Here is a 16,409-nt window from a genome sequence, read left to right on the forward strand (position 1 = left end):
ACCGATATAATGATGATAAAGAGTGAGGGTGATACTCTTGAATATTAATGGAGTGTATAAGGCAATTAATTCAAATGAGCAGGTTCGACAATTAGTAAAAACGGCGCCCCTAAATATTATTGAGCAAATGCAGGTTAAGCATTTTGATACGAAACAATTTGTCCTTTATCAAGGAAATAGTTATCAGGACACTTACATTTTGGTTGAAGGGCGGGTAAAAGTTTTCTTAAATTCGCCAAGTGGTAAGCAAGTTGTTTTAGACGTTTATGATTCTGGAATGTTTCTTGGCGAACAAGAAGCGATTATTAACCGGCCCTATAGTGCATCGATTATTAATATTACGCCGATAACGGTTCTAGTCATTCGTAATCGTGATTTTGTCGAGTGGTCACAAAAGGATCATCGTTTTGCAAACCGTCTAATTAAAAATCTTTCGGAGCAGATTTACCATCTAACAAATCGGATGGAGCGTTATAGTATGCATTCCGCACTACAGCAAATTGGCTTATTTTTGCTTCAATGTGATGATGAACAGGTGCCGATTACCCGCGAACTAATCACTTATGAAGTTGATACTTCTTATCGTAATATTAACCGCGTGTTGAAACGATTAGCTGATCTCAATGTAATTAAAATTAATCGTTCAACGATCAAAATCACCGATTATCAGACCTTACAAAAGATTATGGAAACGGAGGATTAATCATTATGACAGAAGAACCACAACCACACACGCAGCTAACTACCGCGATCGACACTGATAGCGCAGTAATTGTCGGTGATCCTGCACGGGTAGATAAAGCTGCCAAATTATTAGACAATGTCCGAAAGTGGGCCTTTAACCGCGAATATAAGTCTGTCCTTGGTACTTATCAAGGCAAACAGATTTTAGTTATGTCGACAGGGATCGGGGCACCATCAGCTGGCATTGGGGTTGAAGAGCTTAATCGAGTTAACGTAAAAAATGTGATTCGGGTTGGCTCAGCAGGGGCGATGCAAGCTGGGATTAGCTTAGGACAGCTGATCATTGGCGAAGGTGCTGTTCGCGACGATGGCTTAACGAAGAAATATGTTCCAGAAATCTATCCTGCAGTGCCATCCTTTAAGTTGATGATGTTAGCACGCAAATATGCTCCTGAAGCGGTTTATGGAATTATTCGTTCCCACGACGGCTTTTATATGGATAATAATTCCGAAGTTGAGGCTTTCTGGTCAAAATTAGGAATCGTTGGTGCCGACATGGAATCTGGTGCTTTGATGACTATTGGCCGCCAACGAGGGATGGAAACATTATCAATCTTGAATAATGTCGTTCTCTATGAGGGAGACCTTTCTTCAGGAGTTAATGATCTGGTAAATGGGGACGACCTCGTAGATAAAGTTGAGACTGCCTCGCTTAAACTCGCATTGGACATTCTAAGTGATCATAGTTTGGAGGAAAATTAAGATGACAAATACAACTAATAATCATGGCTGGCTCTTTACCCAGCTTTTCAGTAAATGGAAAAAATTTGAAGTAATTTATGTTACAATTTTGCTTTTACTCCAAGTTGGTGTTTACCTGATTGCACCTGATAGCTGGATTGGAATGATGTCGGGGGTCTTTGGTACGCTTGCCCTTGTTTATGGGATGAAAGGACGGAAAGTAACATTTATCTTTGGGTTTATTCAGTGTGTAGCGATGACTTATGTTGCTTGGCAAAGTCATACCTGGAGAACTTTTGTGATGGATATCTTCTACGTGATCTCGCAACCAATCGGCTGGTTTATGTGGGGTCATGATGATGCGACTAAGCGATTCAGTCCGCAAGTTCGGCGGTGGGTATTCGCCGGTGTCGTAGTTGCCTACTTTATTGGTTGGTACTTTATCAGTCTTTTTCATGGTCAGCTTCCATATTTTGATTCCTTTAACTTAGTTGTTAGTTTTATTGCCCAATTACTTTATATTCTTAAATACCAAGAAAATTGGTCACTATGGATTTGGGTAAATACGGCAAATATTATTTATTGGATTATCCTAGCAGTCCGTTTTCAAATGGGAATCCACATTGGGACGTTCGGCGGTGATTTATCACAAATTGCCTTGCAGGCTGCGCTCTTATTTAATTCTATTTATGCAACTAAGGTTTGGGCAAGCGGTGAAGCTGACAATGAGGGAGGAACAGCAGATTAATGGCGGATTATAAAAAATATCAACGTATATTTGGAATCGTTTTAGATTCGGTCGGTACTGGTGCCGCAGCAGACGCGGTTAATTATGGCGATGTTGGTGCAGATACGCTTGGACATGTTGGTGCTGCCTATCAGGGAAAGTTGTCATTGCCTAACTTAGGGCGCTTAGGAATTAGCAATTTACGTGAAAAAGCGATCCTCGGTGTTCCAAAAGCTGAGCGGCCATTAGCGTATTATGGTAAAATGGCAGAAATTTCAGCTGGTAAGGATAGTATGGATGGTCACTGGGAAATGATGGGGCTACCGGTGCAACAGCCGCTATCTACTTTTCCAACAGGTTTTCCACAATCGATCATTAATAAAATTGCGGAATTCGCAGGACGTGATGTTATTGTTAACAAGCCATATTCTGGTACAAAGGTGATTCATGATTACGGCGAGCGCCAATTAGATACAGGAGAACTGATTATCTATACGTCTGGCGACTCGGTAATGCAGATTGCTGCCCATGAAGATGTGATTTCTGTAGGGGAACTTTATAGGATTTGTCAGTTTGCGCGGACTCTGTTAAACGGGCCTAAATATACGGTTGGACGAGTAATTGCGCGACCGTACATTGGACCGGATAAAGACCACTTTACACGGATTGCAAATCGCCGTGACTTTAGCTTAGAACCAACAAGTTTAACGGCTATTGATCGGATGCACCAAGCTGGATTAACAACAATTGCTGTCGGAAAAACAAATGATATCTTTTCTGGACGAGGTTTTACCCGGACTTATCATAATGAAAGCAATATGGACGGAATGAACCATGTTGATGAAGTGATGAACCAAGATTTTACTGGTTTTTGTTTTACTAATTTGGTTGATTTCGACACGATGTATGGTCATCGGCGCGATCCGAAGGGGTTTGGTCAAGCATTAATGGATTTTGACCGCTGTTTAGGACTGGTTTTAGATAACCTGCGAACTGATGATTTATTAATTATTACTGCTGACCATGGTAATGACCCTGGCTTTCAGGGAACCGACCATACTCGTGAAAACGTACCACTACTAGCCTATTCACCCGCAATGCAAGCAAGCGGTTCTCTAGGAACACGACCAACTTTTGCTGATTTGGGTGCGACAGTGCTAGATAACTTTAGTTTAACCAGTGGTAAATACGGGACTAGTTTTTTAGATTGTTTGATCTAAAATAGAAAGTTAAATAATTATCTGACAAGCGACTGATCAAAATCAAAGATGCCCGCCAATGGGTGTCTTTTTTAGTCTTGTTTATTGGCAAAAGTTCTAAAAAGTTCTAAAATAAAAATAAAGTTCTAAAAAGTTCTAAAACAAAGGAGTGCATTGCATATGTCTAAGAATCCTTTTAATCCTACCTTTGGAGATGTCCCTAAAATTTATTTAGATACTAATGAACGTGCTGCTAAATTAGTTACTACAATCAAGGAGAGTGACTTTGCACGCTCTTTCTTTATAACTGGTGTTCGTGGATCAGGGAAAACGTCATTTATGACTCAAGTAGAAAATGAGTTAAGCAAAGATAAAAATTGCCATTGTATAGATTTAGTTAATGACGAAAGCTTATTAAGTAGTTTTATTGATCAATTAGGAAAAGCTAGCAAAACTAAAATTCAACATATAATAGAAGAGTTAGGTATAAAATCTATTAATTTTAAGGATTTGAGTTTCAACTTTAATCAGAAAATTCAAGATGGCAATAAGACGGCTGAAGTCGCAAAAAAGATGATGAAAAATATACAAAAAAATAATCAGTATGTTTTAGTAGTAATTGATGAAGTTGATAATAGTCAGCCGATTCGTAGTTTCGCGCAAATCTTTAATGAATTAAAACGCCATGGCTTTCCTATCTATGTTCTTATGACAGGCTTACCCGACTTAATTATGGATGTTCAAAACGAGAAAAAATTAACTTTCTTATTACGTTCAGAAAAGGAAGTAATGACACCGCTTCAAAATAGTAATATGACGTTGGCTTATCAAAAAGTATTTAATTGTGATATTGCTCTAGCACAGAAAATGACGCAAATGGTTAAAGGTTACTCATATGGTTTTCAACTGTTAGGATATTTAGCATTTGAAGAAATGGCAGAAACAAAAAGTGAATTTTCAACAGAAAAACTATCAAAAGTTATAGATATTTATAAAATGAACTTATTTGATAATGCATATAATAAAATCTTTTCAGATTTATCTGAAATGGATCAAAAATATTTAATTGCTGTTCTTGGCAATAAGAGATTAAAAGAGGTTGCGCAACAGCTACACGTTACCCCTTCGTATGCATCCCAGTATCGTCGCCGTGCAATTGCCCGCCATCTTATTCAGCCAGGTTCGTATGGCCATGTTAAGTATATTTTGCCTTTCTTCAAGGAATTCATTCAATCAACTCAAGATCCTGATTCTATTTATTTTTATGATATTGAATAAGGCGTTTTATTGACTATAAATTTAATATTTGTTTGAAGATTATAATTTTTATCATTATTAACTAACGATTAGTGTATAATGATAAAAATTATTTAGTAAGATGAGATAGGAGGTAAGGCGGATATGTTGAGTGAATTCGGACAGAAGATTATTAATCAAAATCGCGAAAATGTATTAGTTAACTTTTTAATCGGTCTGGAAGTTGAACGCCAACGGATCGATTCTCATGGTCATATAAGTTCATTTCCTTATCCTCAAAACATTGGTAACCAGCAGACCAATCCATGGATTACTAATGACTTTATGGAAACGATGACTGAGGTAGTAACTCCTGTAGCTGCAACTCCCGAAGATTCATTATCATATCTTGAAAAAATAAGTAACGTCTTAAGAAGAAATCTCCATGATAATGAGTACCTATGGCCATTATCGATGCCTCCAGAATTACCTCTAGACCGGAGCCGAGTCGATGTTGCTCATGCCAATGATGAAAAACGTAATTATTTTTTTACATGGTTAAAATCACATGAACTACAAGAAGCAACGCCTTGTGGGATTCACGTTAACTTGGGCTTGAATCCGCAGCTTACTAAAGAATTAACAGTGGCAGAAAAGAATCAGCTATACATTGTACTTGCACAGGGCTTTTTACGTTACCGCTTTATGCTAACTTATTTCTTTGGGGCAAGTCCGCTTGCTGAGCGTAATTACTTCTTAAATAATCAGGGGCCGCAAAAGCTAGTCCGCAGCATTCGGCAAAGTACGTATGGCTTTGGTACAAAATATGATGGTGATTTTTCGGATATTGAACACTATCAGCAGCAAATTTTAGCAGGTATTCGCGATAATAAACTTTTGGCAGAGCATGATTTTCATTCGCCTGTTCGCTTGCGCAAGAGCGGTAGCATAAAGGACCTTTCAACAACGGGACCAGCTTATTTAGAATTGCGGATGCTGGACCTTAATCCTTGGGCCAGTATTGGCATTAGTAGTGATGCGGTTAATTTGTTACGTTTGATGGCTGCTTACTTTTTAGCTAGTCCATCAGCTGCCTATGATTTACAAGAGTTTAACCAGATGAATGAGCAGGTTGCACTAGAATCTCCTAGTGAGCATTGTCGATACCAAGACGTGATTCTTGCTTTCTTAAAGGAATTAAAACAGTTTGCAGCAATAATTCAGGCTAGTCAGAGTGTCTATGATATGCTTGATCGATTTGAAACCATTACCTGCCAGCCTTCATTGACGACTAATGCCCGCTTAGTAAATGAAATTCAGAATAATTCGTTGACGGCATTTGCGATAAAGCAGGCACGATTATTTCAACAGCGATCAGCACTAGCAAAAAATGTGTATGAAGGCTTCCGTCATGGGAAGATTCCATCAGCAGAAGAATTAGCGCAATCCTTATCGACACAATAAGGTGATCAAGTTTATTGGCCTTATAAAAGCGATTGCAACCCGCCAGCCTTTTTGATATACTAACAATGTTAAATATGCTTTCTGTTTGTCAGAAGGTACGTTTAAAGGTGAGGGTGCTGGATAAAATACCGATGTGATCGGTGTTTTATCCAGCTTTTTTTGTTAAATAAGAAAGGAGTTAAGTATATGTCTAAATTTCGCCTGCAATCTATTGTTTTTGTTTTGACTGCATTTTTAATGGGTTGTAATGAATTTATGGTTGTCGGGGTTATTTCTGATATTGCCAAAAGCTATCAGGCTTCATTATCAACAGTTGGGTTCCTAGTTACCAGTTTTGCAATTATTTATGCTATTTGTACACCCTTAATTACTACATTTACGGGTAAGTTCGATCGCTTTAAGGTTCTAATGGCACTGATGCTGATCTTCTTATTAGGAAATACGTTGACAGCGGTCGCACCTAATTTGTTTTGGCTATTTGTTTCACGAATTATAACTGCTGCGGTTGCCGGAACAATTATTTCACTGATTCTCGTGTTTGTTACCATGATTGCACCGATTGAAAAACGGGCGATGCTAGTCGCTTCCACTTTTGCTGGATTTAGTATTGCAACAATTGTCGGCGTCCCGGTTGGAACAGCAATTAGTAATGCATTTTCCTGGCGGGATAGTTTTGCCTTGATATCAGTTCTAACAGTGATTATTTGCGGCTTTTTATATTGGTTGACTCCGCGGAACAGCCGTCAAGCTAATGCTTCATTAGGTAACCAGATCCAGCTTTTTAAGGACCGGCGAATCGTTCTCGGCGTGGTAGTAATGATTACTTTGATGTCCGCTGAATATACTTTCTATACTTATATCCGCCCGATTATTACTAATGTTCTTGGCTTTAGTACGACTGATTTAACTTGGTTATTAGGCCTTGTTGGGATTACATTTATCCTTGGTAATATGTGTGCAGGGGTGATCGCAAACCGGTTTGGCATTACCAAGCTTACCGTTATCAGTGGCGCTGTCCTTGTTTGCTTACTATTAATGAATGCCATGTTCCACCTTTCATGGTTGGGAATTATTTTACTGTGTGTTGTCTGTTTTGTTCTGGGAATGCCGGGTTCAATCCTCCAAGTAATGTTCCTTAATGTTGCCGACCAGGAATATCCTGAAGCGATGAACCTTGCGTCATCATTGAACCCGATTTGTACTAATGTGGGTGTTTCAATTGGGGCCCTTACCGCATCGATTAGTATCAATTTTGTTCAAATTAACCAGATCGGTTATGTCGGCGCAATTTATGCCCTTATTGCAGTCGTGGGGTCATTTTATCTTGTTCGGGCTAAATAAGTTATTTAGTGTATTTTTTGCGACGAAGAAAAATAGCAGCGGTAAGTGCGAAGATTAGGGCAATCCCTAGTATTAGCCAAAAACCGTGAAGATCATTTTTCCATGGCATTCCACCGACGTTCATCCCCATAAAACCGGTAACTAAAGCTGCGATTGCAATAATCAGACCGGCTGAGTCAAGAAACTGCATTAGATTATTTAGGTGGTTATCCATCATGGCAGTAAAAAGATCACTAATCGACGCGAGAAGGTCACGAAAAATATGAATAGTTTTGGTTAGCCGCCGCTGTTGAACTTCAAGCTCTAACCGTTTTTCAATTGGGAAACGCTGGCAGTGCTTATCTTCTAAAAAAGCAGTTATTGTTGTTGCTTGATCGTTCATCGTATGCTCAAAAAAGACAAGTCTTCGTGTTAAAGTTGTTAATGCCCGTAATGAATCATTGCTAAAACCTACTCGGGCTTTTTGATCTAACTCATCAATTTCTTTTTTGTAGCTTTTTAGAGTCGTCATTAAAACATGCTGACAGGCTATGAGGTAATCAATTAGAAGCTCTGCGAGGGTGGTAGGAAGTTTTGCCAGTGCTTGTTGAATCGTATCTTGACTGTCAGTACAAATAATTAAGTGATGGTTGTCAAAAACAATTAGTGATGGTGATAATTGGTTTTCAATCTTCTTGAATGCGGGGATGAAGTCATAAATTACTAGGATTGCCGGATTGGTTAAGACGTCGCTGGTTGTTCGATGAAATCTTGATACTTCTTCTGGAGATGAGCGGTATTGAAATGTAAATGGACTTAAATCAAAGCTTTGACACACCTGTTTAATTTCATGTTCGCTCGGTTTAACCAGGGTGACTAATTCCGCGTTGGTTAGTACACCTTGATGGCTTTTTGCCCCGGTAGGAGTAAGGATGTATTTATTGATCATATTGTTATTACCTCGTGAGTTGTAAACGCTATTGATTGATAAAAATATTATTTCAATAAGCCACGAAGATTATTTGTCAGAAAATACAAGAGAAGGTAAAAAAGTTAAAGCTTATCTTAACGCAGACATTTTATAGCATAATCCATGTTAAAATAACGATACGTAGTTCACACTAGCAGCTTGTTTCATGATTAGACGAAGCAAGCTGCTTTTTTGCAAAAGGAGGGAATATCATGGCAATTTACTTACGGCAAGCAGTCTTAAATGACTTTAATAAGGTAATGATGATTATTGAACAGGCACGGGTCCAGTTAAAAAAGAACGGCAACCCGCAATGGCAGGATGGGCACCCCTTTATAACGACAATTAAGAATGACATTATCCGTGAACACAGCTGGGTCCTAATTGATGGCCAAGAAGTCGTTGGTACTGCTGTTTTACAATTAACTCCGGAACAAAATTATGATGAAATTGAAGATGGTCAGTGGAAGTATCCCAATGAGCCGTACGCTATTATTCACCGGGTAGCCGTGCTTCCTGCCAAGCGGGGACAAAGCCTTGGTCGTTTTATATTCTCTAACTTACTCACGGTTGGTTACTTGCAGGGGATCCGTAATTTCCGTTATGATACGCACTATAAAAATATTCCCGTCCAAAAGATTGGGGCAGAATTGGGCTTTGTTAAACGGGGAACAATCTATATTGAGGATAAAATAGATAATAAGCACATGGGGTTTGAACTTAATTTGTAGCCATTTAAAACGCTTACAAAACTTGAAATTGTGATATAGTTAACATAAGGAGATTATGAGAAGAGCAAGGAGTTTAAGCCTAGTTAACTATTGAACTATTATCCAGCGCTTTTCTGAGAGTAGATTAGTGCTGGTTATTTTTATGGGAGGGGTTTGTGATGTCGGTTACTGATATTTTAATTGCCTTAGTGCCTGCGCTAGGTCTCGGTTTTCAAGTTATTTGTATGCAATTGATTGGTGGAAAGTATACCAATAAGGTAATGGGGATGGCAATTGTGACCCTGTTAGTTGGGATTGGCGTATATTTTATAAAACAGCCGGTCTTAACACCTGCACTCTGGATGGGAGCTGCATTAAGCGGAATTGGTTTTTGTATCGGAATTATTTTGCAGGTAAAAAGTTTCTCACTAGTCGGTGTATCGATGACAATGCCGATTTCTGTTGGTGAGCAGCTGGTCGGGACTGCATTGGTAGGAGCGATTTGTTTTCGTGAATGGACAAATGTCAACCAGTGGCTTCTAGGAGTTGGGGCGCTAATCCTAATTGTTGTTGGGATTGCGTTAACTGCCTACCAAGAAGATAGTGATCAGGGAAGTAATTTCAAAAAAGGAATGATCTATCTTTTAATTTCCTCACTAGGTTTTGTAGCCTATGCTTCGTTCCCCACGGCTTTTCATCTTGGTGGCTGGGACATGGTTTTCCCACAGTCGGTTGCGATTTTTATTACGATGCTAATCTTATGTTCATTTGAGCATGACAGTCAGCTGTTTGCTGCAAAAACGTGGCAAAATATGGCAACAGGGGTCTGCTTTGCGATTGCTAACCTCGGTATTATTTTCTCAAATGAGATTAACGGGGTTGCTGTCGGGTACACAATCTCGCAATTAAATGTCGTTATTTCAACGCTTGGCGGGTTATGGATCCTGCATGAAGCAAAGACCCCAAAAGAAGTACGGTTTATCATCACGGGAGTAATTCTGGTTGTTGCTGGTGGAGTAATGATTGGAATTACTAAATAGGATGCGATATTAATTCTAGCGGACGCTAATGTGATGATGTGGTATAGTAAAAGTGTAAATTTTTTAGTAAAGCGAGGAAAAATCATGGCTAAGTACACAGTTGAATTGAGCGCAGAAGACATTCAAATGATTAAGGATTGTCATTCCAAGAATCCTTCAATTATGAAGGCAATGGAAGAAGCTAAAAAAGTAGAAGATTAATGCTAAGAAGCAGCTTTTGTTTAGGCTAACGTTTAAGCAGGAGCCGCTTTTTTAGTAGCTTTACAGTTGCGCTGACAATGGTCCTATTCAGAATTTGAATGGTCAGTAATAACTTTCAAGTATTTTACTTTTAGTAAGTTTAAGCATTAGAATAGAAGTAGTTAAAATAAGGAGGCAGTTTCAATGAAGAAAGCAATTTTTGAAAAAGCAGGTCAAATGAAGATTGTTGATGTAGACCGTCCAACAATTGAGCAGCCTGATGATGTAATTATTAAGGTTGTCCGGACTTGTGTTTGTGGATCTGATTTATGGAACTTCCGCGGAATTAACCCGGTTGAAAAAGATTCAGAAAATTCTGGTCATGAAGCAATTGGAATTGTTGAAGAAGTTGGTGATGATATCACTACTGTACAGCCAGGTGATTTTGTAATTGCACCATTTACTCATGGCTGTGGTCATTGTGCCGCTTGCCGAGCAGGCTTTGATGGTTCTTGCCAAAGTCATAGTGATAACTTTAGCTCTGGTGTTCAGGCTCAATACATCCGCTTCCAACATGGTCAATGGGCGTTAGTTAAAGTACCTGGTAAGCCAAGCGACTACAGCGAAGGGATGCTTAAGTCTCTCTTGACGCTTGCTGACGTAATGGCAACAGGTTACCATGCTGCCCGTGTTGCTAATGTTAGTGATGGTGACACAGTCGTTGTTATGGGTGACGGTGCGGTTGGCCTTTGTGCAATTATTGCTGCTAAGATGCGTGGTGCCAAGAAGATTATTTCTACTAGCCGTCATGCTGATCGTCAAGCCCTTGCTAAAGAATTTGGCGCAACTGACAATGTCGCTGAACGTGGTGATGAAGCAGTTCAAAAGATTATGGAATTAACTAACGGTGCAGGTGCCGATGCAGTGCTTGAATGTGTTGGGACAGAACAATCTACTGATACTGCAATGAAGGCCGGCCGCCCAGGTGCAATTGTTGGACGGGTCGGCTTACCGCACACGCCAAAGCAGGATATGGCAGCGCCGTTCTACAAAAATACGATTGTTGCTGGTGGCCCGGCTTCTGTAACGACTTATGATAAGGCAGAATTGTTAAAGGCGGTTCTTGATGGCGAGATCAATCCAGGAAAAGTCTTTACAAAGAGCTTTAGTCTTGACCAAATTCAAGAAGCATACGAAGCAATGGATAAGCGGGAAGCAATTAAGTCCTACATCATTATGAACGGATTTGAACGTGAATAGTTAAGTATAAATTTAATTTTTGACTCAGGGTATTAATTGAATGGTACTCTGAGTCTTTATTGTACTTACAAAAAATCAGGGTAACATTAGGGCATAAAAAGTTGAAGCGTGATAAAATACCAAGATAGAGTATAGAACAAGCGGGATGATAAAAATGCGTCGGTATAGCTTCTTGGCACTGGCGATTATCTTAAATTCAATCGGGCACTCAATGACAATCGTAACTAATATGGGGAGCATGCCCTGGCCTGCCTCGATTGTTAATATTATGCACATGATGAATTGGACCATGACCGAAACTATTTTTACGGAAGGACTTTTTGTGATTGGCCTTAATATCTTATTAGTTGGCGAATTTGTTCCTAAAGAGTTTGCTTGGGAGCTGACTTTTTTAATCCCTTATAGTGTTTTTATGCAACTATTTGCTGATTTATGGCGGTGCTGCGGGATTGATACCATGCATATACTTATCCGGTTTGCATTTGACCTATTAGGGCTAGTGATTGCCTTTGCTGGCTATGCTTTGTATCAACAGTGCGATTGCTGTTATCATCCGCACGATAAGCTGACAGTCTTTTTAAAACGGCGGGCTAATGTGAAGTTTACAAAGTATTTTAATATCATCTTGCCAGTTATCATTATTTTGTTATGCACGATAAAGAATCGGACAGTTTATGCGTTTAACCTTGGGACGTTGATTGGCTTTATCGGTCAAGGACGGGTAGTGAGTTTCTGGCAGGAACGGTTAGAACCACGTTGTCATTTCTAAGATTAATTACGGGGGTGATTAAATGCGTCGTTTCTTATTAGCATTGCTGGTTGCGGGAATGGTTGGTTTGAGCGGTCACCAGGTTATAGCTGATGCAGATGTAAATTCACAACCGTTTCAGTCCTCATTTTTTAATCAGGATTCAAACGATAGCAATGATTTTCAATTTTCTAACCCATCGCAGCGGCCTAATGCGCAGCGGTTGCCAATCCCTGAAAATACGCCGACACCATTAGAGGGCATTCGGTGGAAGAAAAAGAATGTAACTATTTACATGGAGACGGATGATCCAAAATTAAAATGGGCTTTTAGGGATGCAGTCAAAAAATGGAATAAGACTAAGGCTGTTCATATTCGCTGGATAAAAGACGAAGAGAAAGCTAATATCGTTGCGGCCGATGGCGATTTAGCACGTAATACGACGGGTAATAATGGTGTTGGCTATACGACTTCTGAGCTTGGGTCAACACGGACTGAGTATGATCCAACAACTAATACCCTTCATAAAGCTACCTCGACCCTCGATCCGAACCAGTTAGACTATACGAACGCGGAGTTTCGCAGTGAAGTTGCTCAGCATGAGTTGGGACACGCTTTGGGACTGGCTCATGCTCCAGAATATGAACATAGCGTCATGATTCCGCGAAATATTAAAACGGGGATTACTAAGAATGATGCTAAAACCTTACGAATGCTTTATGCTGAATAAAAAAATTACAAATGGGTGTTGACATTTTGTAAGGATAACGATATTATAATGACAATTAAATTAGAAAATGCTTAGAAAAGATGAGTAATCATTTAATGCTTTTACAGAGAGCTGGTATTGATGAGAACCGGCATTGCGGATAATGATGAAGATGGTCTTGGAGCAGACTGATGCTGTGAGCGGTTAACGTTAGCAGCACGCGCTTAGCACCCGTTACCGTGCTGGAGTATTTTTATGTACTTCTTGCGGGCCTTATTGTGAGATAAGACTAAATTAGGGTGGTATCACGTTAATGAAAATTAAACGTCCCTAGGAATTGGTTGAATTACCGTTCCTAGGGATTTTTTAGTTCCAAGATTCATCCTCATCAGGCAGAAAAGGAGAGATTTATTATGGCCAAAGTTGAAAGTTTTACATTAGATCACACAAAGGTTAAGGCACCTTACGTTCGTTTAATTACCGTTGAAGAAGGGGCAAAGGGAGATAAGATTAGTAACTATGATTTACGGTTAGTCCAACCAAATGAAAATGCAATTCCAACTGCTGGTTTGCATACAATTGAACACTTGCTTGCTGGCTTACTTCGTGACCGTTTGGATGGTGTAATTGATTGTTCCCCATTTGGCTGCCGGACTGGTTTCCACTTAATTACGTGGGGCGAACACTCAACTACTGAAGTTGCCAAGGCCTTGAAGTCTTCACTTGAAGAAATTGCCTACAAGACTAAGTGGGAAGATGTTCAGGGAACAACGATTGAATCTTGTGGTAACTACCGTGATCATTCATTGTTCTCTGCTAAGGAATGGTCAAAGAAGATTCTTGATGAAGGGATTTCAGATCAGCCATTTGAACGGCACGTGGTTGAATAATAATAATTTTGGTAAACGCTGACTAAGGATTTCTCGAGAATAACGACATGTCGAATCCCGTTGGCTATTGCGACTAGTTATGACGAATAGCGAAAACAAAAGTAAAGGGGTAGTTATGATGAGAAAGAAAAAGCATACCGGTTGGTGGATTGTTGGTATTGTAGTAGTGATTTTAGTTGCGGCTGGACTTAGTGTGGGCGCTAATGGTGGGTTTGCCCGCAACGATGAGATTACTGTTGGAACGATTGGCCCAGATGTCCAAGTTTGGCAACACATTGCAAATAGTAAACAGGCCAAAAGTGAAGGCTTGAAGATTAAGGTCAAGAGCTTTACTGATCCCGTAGCCTTAAACCGGGCGACTGCTAGTGGTGAAATTGACGTAAATGCTTTCCAATCATGGTCATATCTGCAAGCTTATAATAAGGAAAATAAGAAAGCACAATTAGCGGCGATTGGAACTACCTATTTAGAACCAATGGGCTTATATTCAGATAAGTATAAGAGTGTTAAAGATATTCCAGATGGTGCCACAGTTGCGATCGCTAATAACCCAGCAAATACAGCGCGTGGCCTATTGCTCTTACAAAGTGCAGGCTTGATAAAATTGAAGCCGGGCTTTGGGGCAACCAGTGGAACCAATGAGATTGCGGCTAATCCAAAGAACCTTCAATTTAAAGAAATTGATGATACCACCGGACCACGGGTATTAAAGTCAACTGATTTAGTATTAATCGGTAATACGATTGCTTTAACTGGTCATTTAAATGTGTTGAAAGATTCTATTTATCACGAAAAAGTTGATCAAAGCACGAAGGATAACATTAATGTTTTAGCAACTGCTAAGAAGAATCGTGATAATAAAGAATATAAGAAGTTAGTCAAGCTTTACCATAATAAGCAAATTCAACAATGGATTGCTAAAAAGTATCAAGGAACAAAGGTTAATGTTGATAAGCCATTAAATTATCTAGAAAATTAATCATAAATTTATAATTAACTAAAAGAGGACGCTTTAGTAATGTAAAGCCCCTTTTATTCGTAACTTTCGAATAAAAGGGGCTTTTTTTGTGCTTATATTGGCAAATTAAAGATTATTATGATAATTAATAATTTTATTCAATGTTTAGATAGGAGATTCTATTAAACAAAGTAATAAAAAGCGAGTATAATTATAATGATAGAAGCTTAGTTTTAACTACAAGGCATGATTTGAATAAGGGAGCTAAAATTATGAAATGGGAAAGAAAACTTGCACAAAGCGTAGTCACGGTTGTTTTACAAGCACTGGTTGCCCGACTTGTGTATCACCTATTTGCAAAGAAGCAACCGAAAGAAACAACGAAAAGCAATGACTAATGTATTGCGGTAGCGGATGGTATTAAGCGTAAAGCGACCATTCGTTTTTTTATTAATTTTGCTCTTAAGAATGTCAAGTATAAATTTTGTTTGCCTATTAAATTAATAGGATGATAAAAAAACTAATTTAAAAGGATTGGGATTAGGCTATAATTATAAGAAGATAAATGACTAAGAAACGGGGGAGATCTTATGAGTAAAAATAATCCTTTACGGAGCATGACTCCAAAAAATAAGAATTATAAGTTATATAAGGCTAAGAAACAGTGGATTACCGCTTGTGCCACATTTATGTTGGCTTTTGGGGCAACTGCAGTAGTAAATGCTAGTGTCCAAGCAGATACGACTACCCCAACAACAACTCAAGCAGGTAGCAATTCTGTCACTTCAATTTCAGCTGAACCGGCGCAAACGCAAAGTTCAGCGACTGAGACTGCCCAAAATGCGGATGAAACGAAGAAAACTGTTGTAGATGATACTACTAAAACCAGTGAACAAAAGATTACAACTGCTCAGAATACTGAAAGCTCAAATTCCAATTCTTCTACAAGTAAAACTAATAATGAAGAAAATAAAAATGCTTTGCTTACTCTCGATGTAGAAACTACGGCAGATACTAATCAGGTTGCAACAACACAAGCTGCTGCCACTACTACTAACGGTGGATATGATTCTGCTACTTGGGGGACATTAGATACTTCTAAGTGGACAGGACAGAATACAACGTTTAATGGAAGTAATTATTACCAATTAACTGGCTACACGGGTGATACAGCCCATATTATTGTGCCTAACGAAGCAGATTTTACGACAGCTGGTACATCAACTAATGGTCTTCAAGTATCTATTTCTAATGATTTAATTAAAAGCTGGCAAAATGCTGCTACTATTGCTTTTAGTAAGACTAAAGATAAGAAGATTAAGCTTGCAAGTACTAACTTAGATAAGACATTCCAAAATGACGCAAATTTGACTAATTTTGAGGCCAATAGTTTAGACACAAGTAGCGTTACGTCAATGCAATCAACTTTTGATAATGCTTCTAAGCTATTCTCTTTGAGTGGGGTCAGTGATTGGGATGTTTCTAATGTCACTAATATGTCCCTTTTATTCCAAAATGCGACGGGCGTGACTAGCTTAACTGGCTTGGAAAACTGGGATGTTTAAAAAGTCAC

At 39.0% G+C, this 16,409-nt stretch carries 17 protein-coding genes and 1 other annotated feature; of the genes, 16 read left to right on the forward strand and 1 reads right to left on the reverse strand.

The genetic code is table 11. The features are described from left to right. The first annotated feature begins 28 nt into the window (after nucleotides 1-28). From IEU90_RS02560 to IEU90_RS02590, 7 genes are all read left to right on the forward strand, one after another. The gene (locus IEU90_RS02560; protein WP_229723547.1) at nucleotides 29-703 is read left to right on the forward strand and encodes a Crp/Fnr family transcriptional regulator; all 675 of its coding nucleotides are present in this window, start codon (nucleotides 29-31) and stop codon (nucleotides 701-703) included. A gap of 5 nt (nucleotides 704-708) precedes the next feature. Further along, on the forward strand, nucleotides 709-1,446 hold the full coding sequence (locus tag IEU90_RS02565) for a nucleoside phosphorylase (protein ID WP_153709064.1): 738 nt from the start codon (nucleotides 709-711) through the stop codon (nucleotides 1,444-1,446). A 1-nt stretch (nucleotide 1,447) separates the two neighbouring features. Then, entirely contained in the window at nucleotides 1,448-2,173 is a 726-nt protein-coding gene (gene pnuC, locus IEU90_RS02570; protein ID WP_188357673.1) for a nicotinamide riboside transporter PnuC, read from the forward strand. Continuing rightward, complete coding sequence (locus IEU90_RS02575; protein ID WP_153709062.1) at nucleotides 2,173-3,372, forward strand: phosphopentomutase; 1,200 nt, start codon at nucleotides 2,173-2,175, stop codon at nucleotides 3,370-3,372. Before pnuC ends, IEU90_RS02575 begins: the two co-directional genes overlap by 1 nt. A 159-nt stretch (nucleotides 3,373-3,531) precedes the next feature. Next, nucleotides 3,532-4,629, forward strand: coding sequence for a DUF8462 domain-containing protein (locus IEU90_RS02580; RefSeq protein WP_153709061.1), 1,098 nt, complete (start codon nucleotides 3,532-3,534; stop codon nucleotides 4,627-4,629). A gap of 123 nt (nucleotides 4,630-4,752) precedes the next feature. Further along, nucleotides 4,753-6,051 carry a glutamate--cysteine ligase gene (locus IEU90_RS02585; RefSeq protein WP_153709060.1) on the forward strand — a complete coding sequence of 433 codons (1,299 nt, stop codon included), beginning with the start codon at nucleotides 4,753-4,755 and terminating at the stop codon, nucleotides 6,049-6,051. 186 nt (nucleotides 6,052-6,237) lie between these two features. Then, nucleotides 6,238-7,392, forward strand: coding sequence for an MFS transporter (locus IEU90_RS02590; RefSeq protein ID WP_153709059.1), 1,155 nt, complete (start codon nucleotides 6,238-6,240; stop codon nucleotides 7,390-7,392). Between the two features lies 1 nt (nucleotide 7,393). Here IEU90_RS02590 and IEU90_RS02595 read toward each other — a convergent pair whose 3' ends face one another. After that, on the reverse strand, nucleotides 7,394-8,320 hold the full coding sequence (locus tag IEU90_RS02595; protein ID WP_153709058.1) for a magnesium transporter CorA family protein: 927 nt from the start codon (nucleotides 8,318-8,320) through the stop codon (nucleotides 7,394-7,396). A 233-nt stretch (nucleotides 8,321-8,553) separates the two neighbouring features. Here IEU90_RS02595 and IEU90_RS02600 point away from each other — a divergent pair, with 233 nt between their 5' ends. From IEU90_RS02600 to IEU90_RS11270, 9 genes are all read left to right on the forward strand, one after another. Next, nucleotides 8,554-9,072, forward strand: coding sequence for a GNAT family N-acetyltransferase (locus tag IEU90_RS02600; protein ID WP_153709057.1), 519 nt, complete (start codon nucleotides 8,554-8,556; stop codon nucleotides 9,070-9,072). Nucleotides 9,073-9,230: 158 nt separating this feature from the next. Then, on the forward strand, nucleotides 9,231-10,091 hold the full coding sequence (locus IEU90_RS02605; protein ID WP_153709056.1) for a GRP family sugar transporter: 861 nt from the start codon (nucleotides 9,231-9,233) through the stop codon (nucleotides 10,089-10,091). A 384-nt stretch (nucleotides 10,092-10,475) separates the two neighbouring features. Next, nucleotides 10,476-11,531, forward strand: coding sequence for a zinc-dependent alcohol dehydrogenase family protein (locus tag IEU90_RS02610; protein ID WP_153709054.1), 1,056 nt, complete (start codon nucleotides 10,476-10,478; stop codon nucleotides 11,529-11,531). 154 nt (nucleotides 11,532-11,685) lie between these two features. Further along, entirely contained in the window at nucleotides 11,686-12,300 is a 615-nt protein-coding gene (locus IEU90_RS02615) for a DUF6198 family protein (protein WP_153709053.1), read from the forward strand. Nucleotides 12,301-12,322: 22 nt separating this feature from the next. Beyond that, a complete protein-coding gene (locus tag IEU90_RS02620) occupies nucleotides 12,323-13,009 on the forward strand; it encodes a matrixin family metalloprotease (protein WP_153709052.1) in 687 nt (228 codons plus the stop codon). A 63-nt stretch (nucleotides 13,010-13,072) separates the two neighbouring features. After that, nucleotides 13,073-13,323 (forward strand) — a binding site (T-box leader). Between the two features lie 78 nt (nucleotides 13,324-13,401). Then, nucleotides 13,402-13,878: an S-ribosylhomocysteine lyase gene (locus IEU90_RS02625; protein ID WP_153709051.1), complete on the forward strand. Its 477-nt coding sequence runs from the start codon at nucleotides 13,402-13,404 to the stop codon at nucleotides 13,876-13,878. Nucleotides 13,879-13,993: 115 nt separating this feature from the next. Continuing rightward, the gene (locus tag IEU90_RS02630; RefSeq protein WP_094511419.1) at nucleotides 13,994-14,857 is read left to right on the forward strand and encodes a MetQ/NlpA family ABC transporter substrate-binding protein; all 864 of its coding nucleotides are present in this window, start codon (nucleotides 13,994-13,996) and stop codon (nucleotides 14,855-14,857) included. Between the two features lie 251 nt (nucleotides 14,858-15,108). Further along, nucleotides 15,109-15,234 carry a hypothetical protein gene (locus IEU90_RS11405; RefSeq protein WP_263863475.1) on the forward strand — a complete coding sequence of 42 codons (126 nt, stop codon included), beginning with the start codon at nucleotides 15,109-15,111 and terminating at the stop codon, nucleotides 15,232-15,234. Nucleotides 15,235-15,426: 192 nt separating this feature from the next. Beyond that, nucleotides 15,427-16,401: a BspA family leucine-rich repeat surface protein gene (locus IEU90_RS11270; protein ID WP_229723549.1), complete on the forward strand. Its 975-nt coding sequence runs from the start codon at nucleotides 15,427-15,429 to the stop codon at nucleotides 16,399-16,401. Nucleotides 16,402-16,409 lie beyond the last annotated feature (8 nt).

Source organism: Limosilactobacillus caviae (assembly GCF_014635905.1).
Lineage (GTDB): Bacteria > Bacillota > Bacilli > Lactobacillales > Lactobacillaceae > Limosilactobacillus > Limosilactobacillus caviae.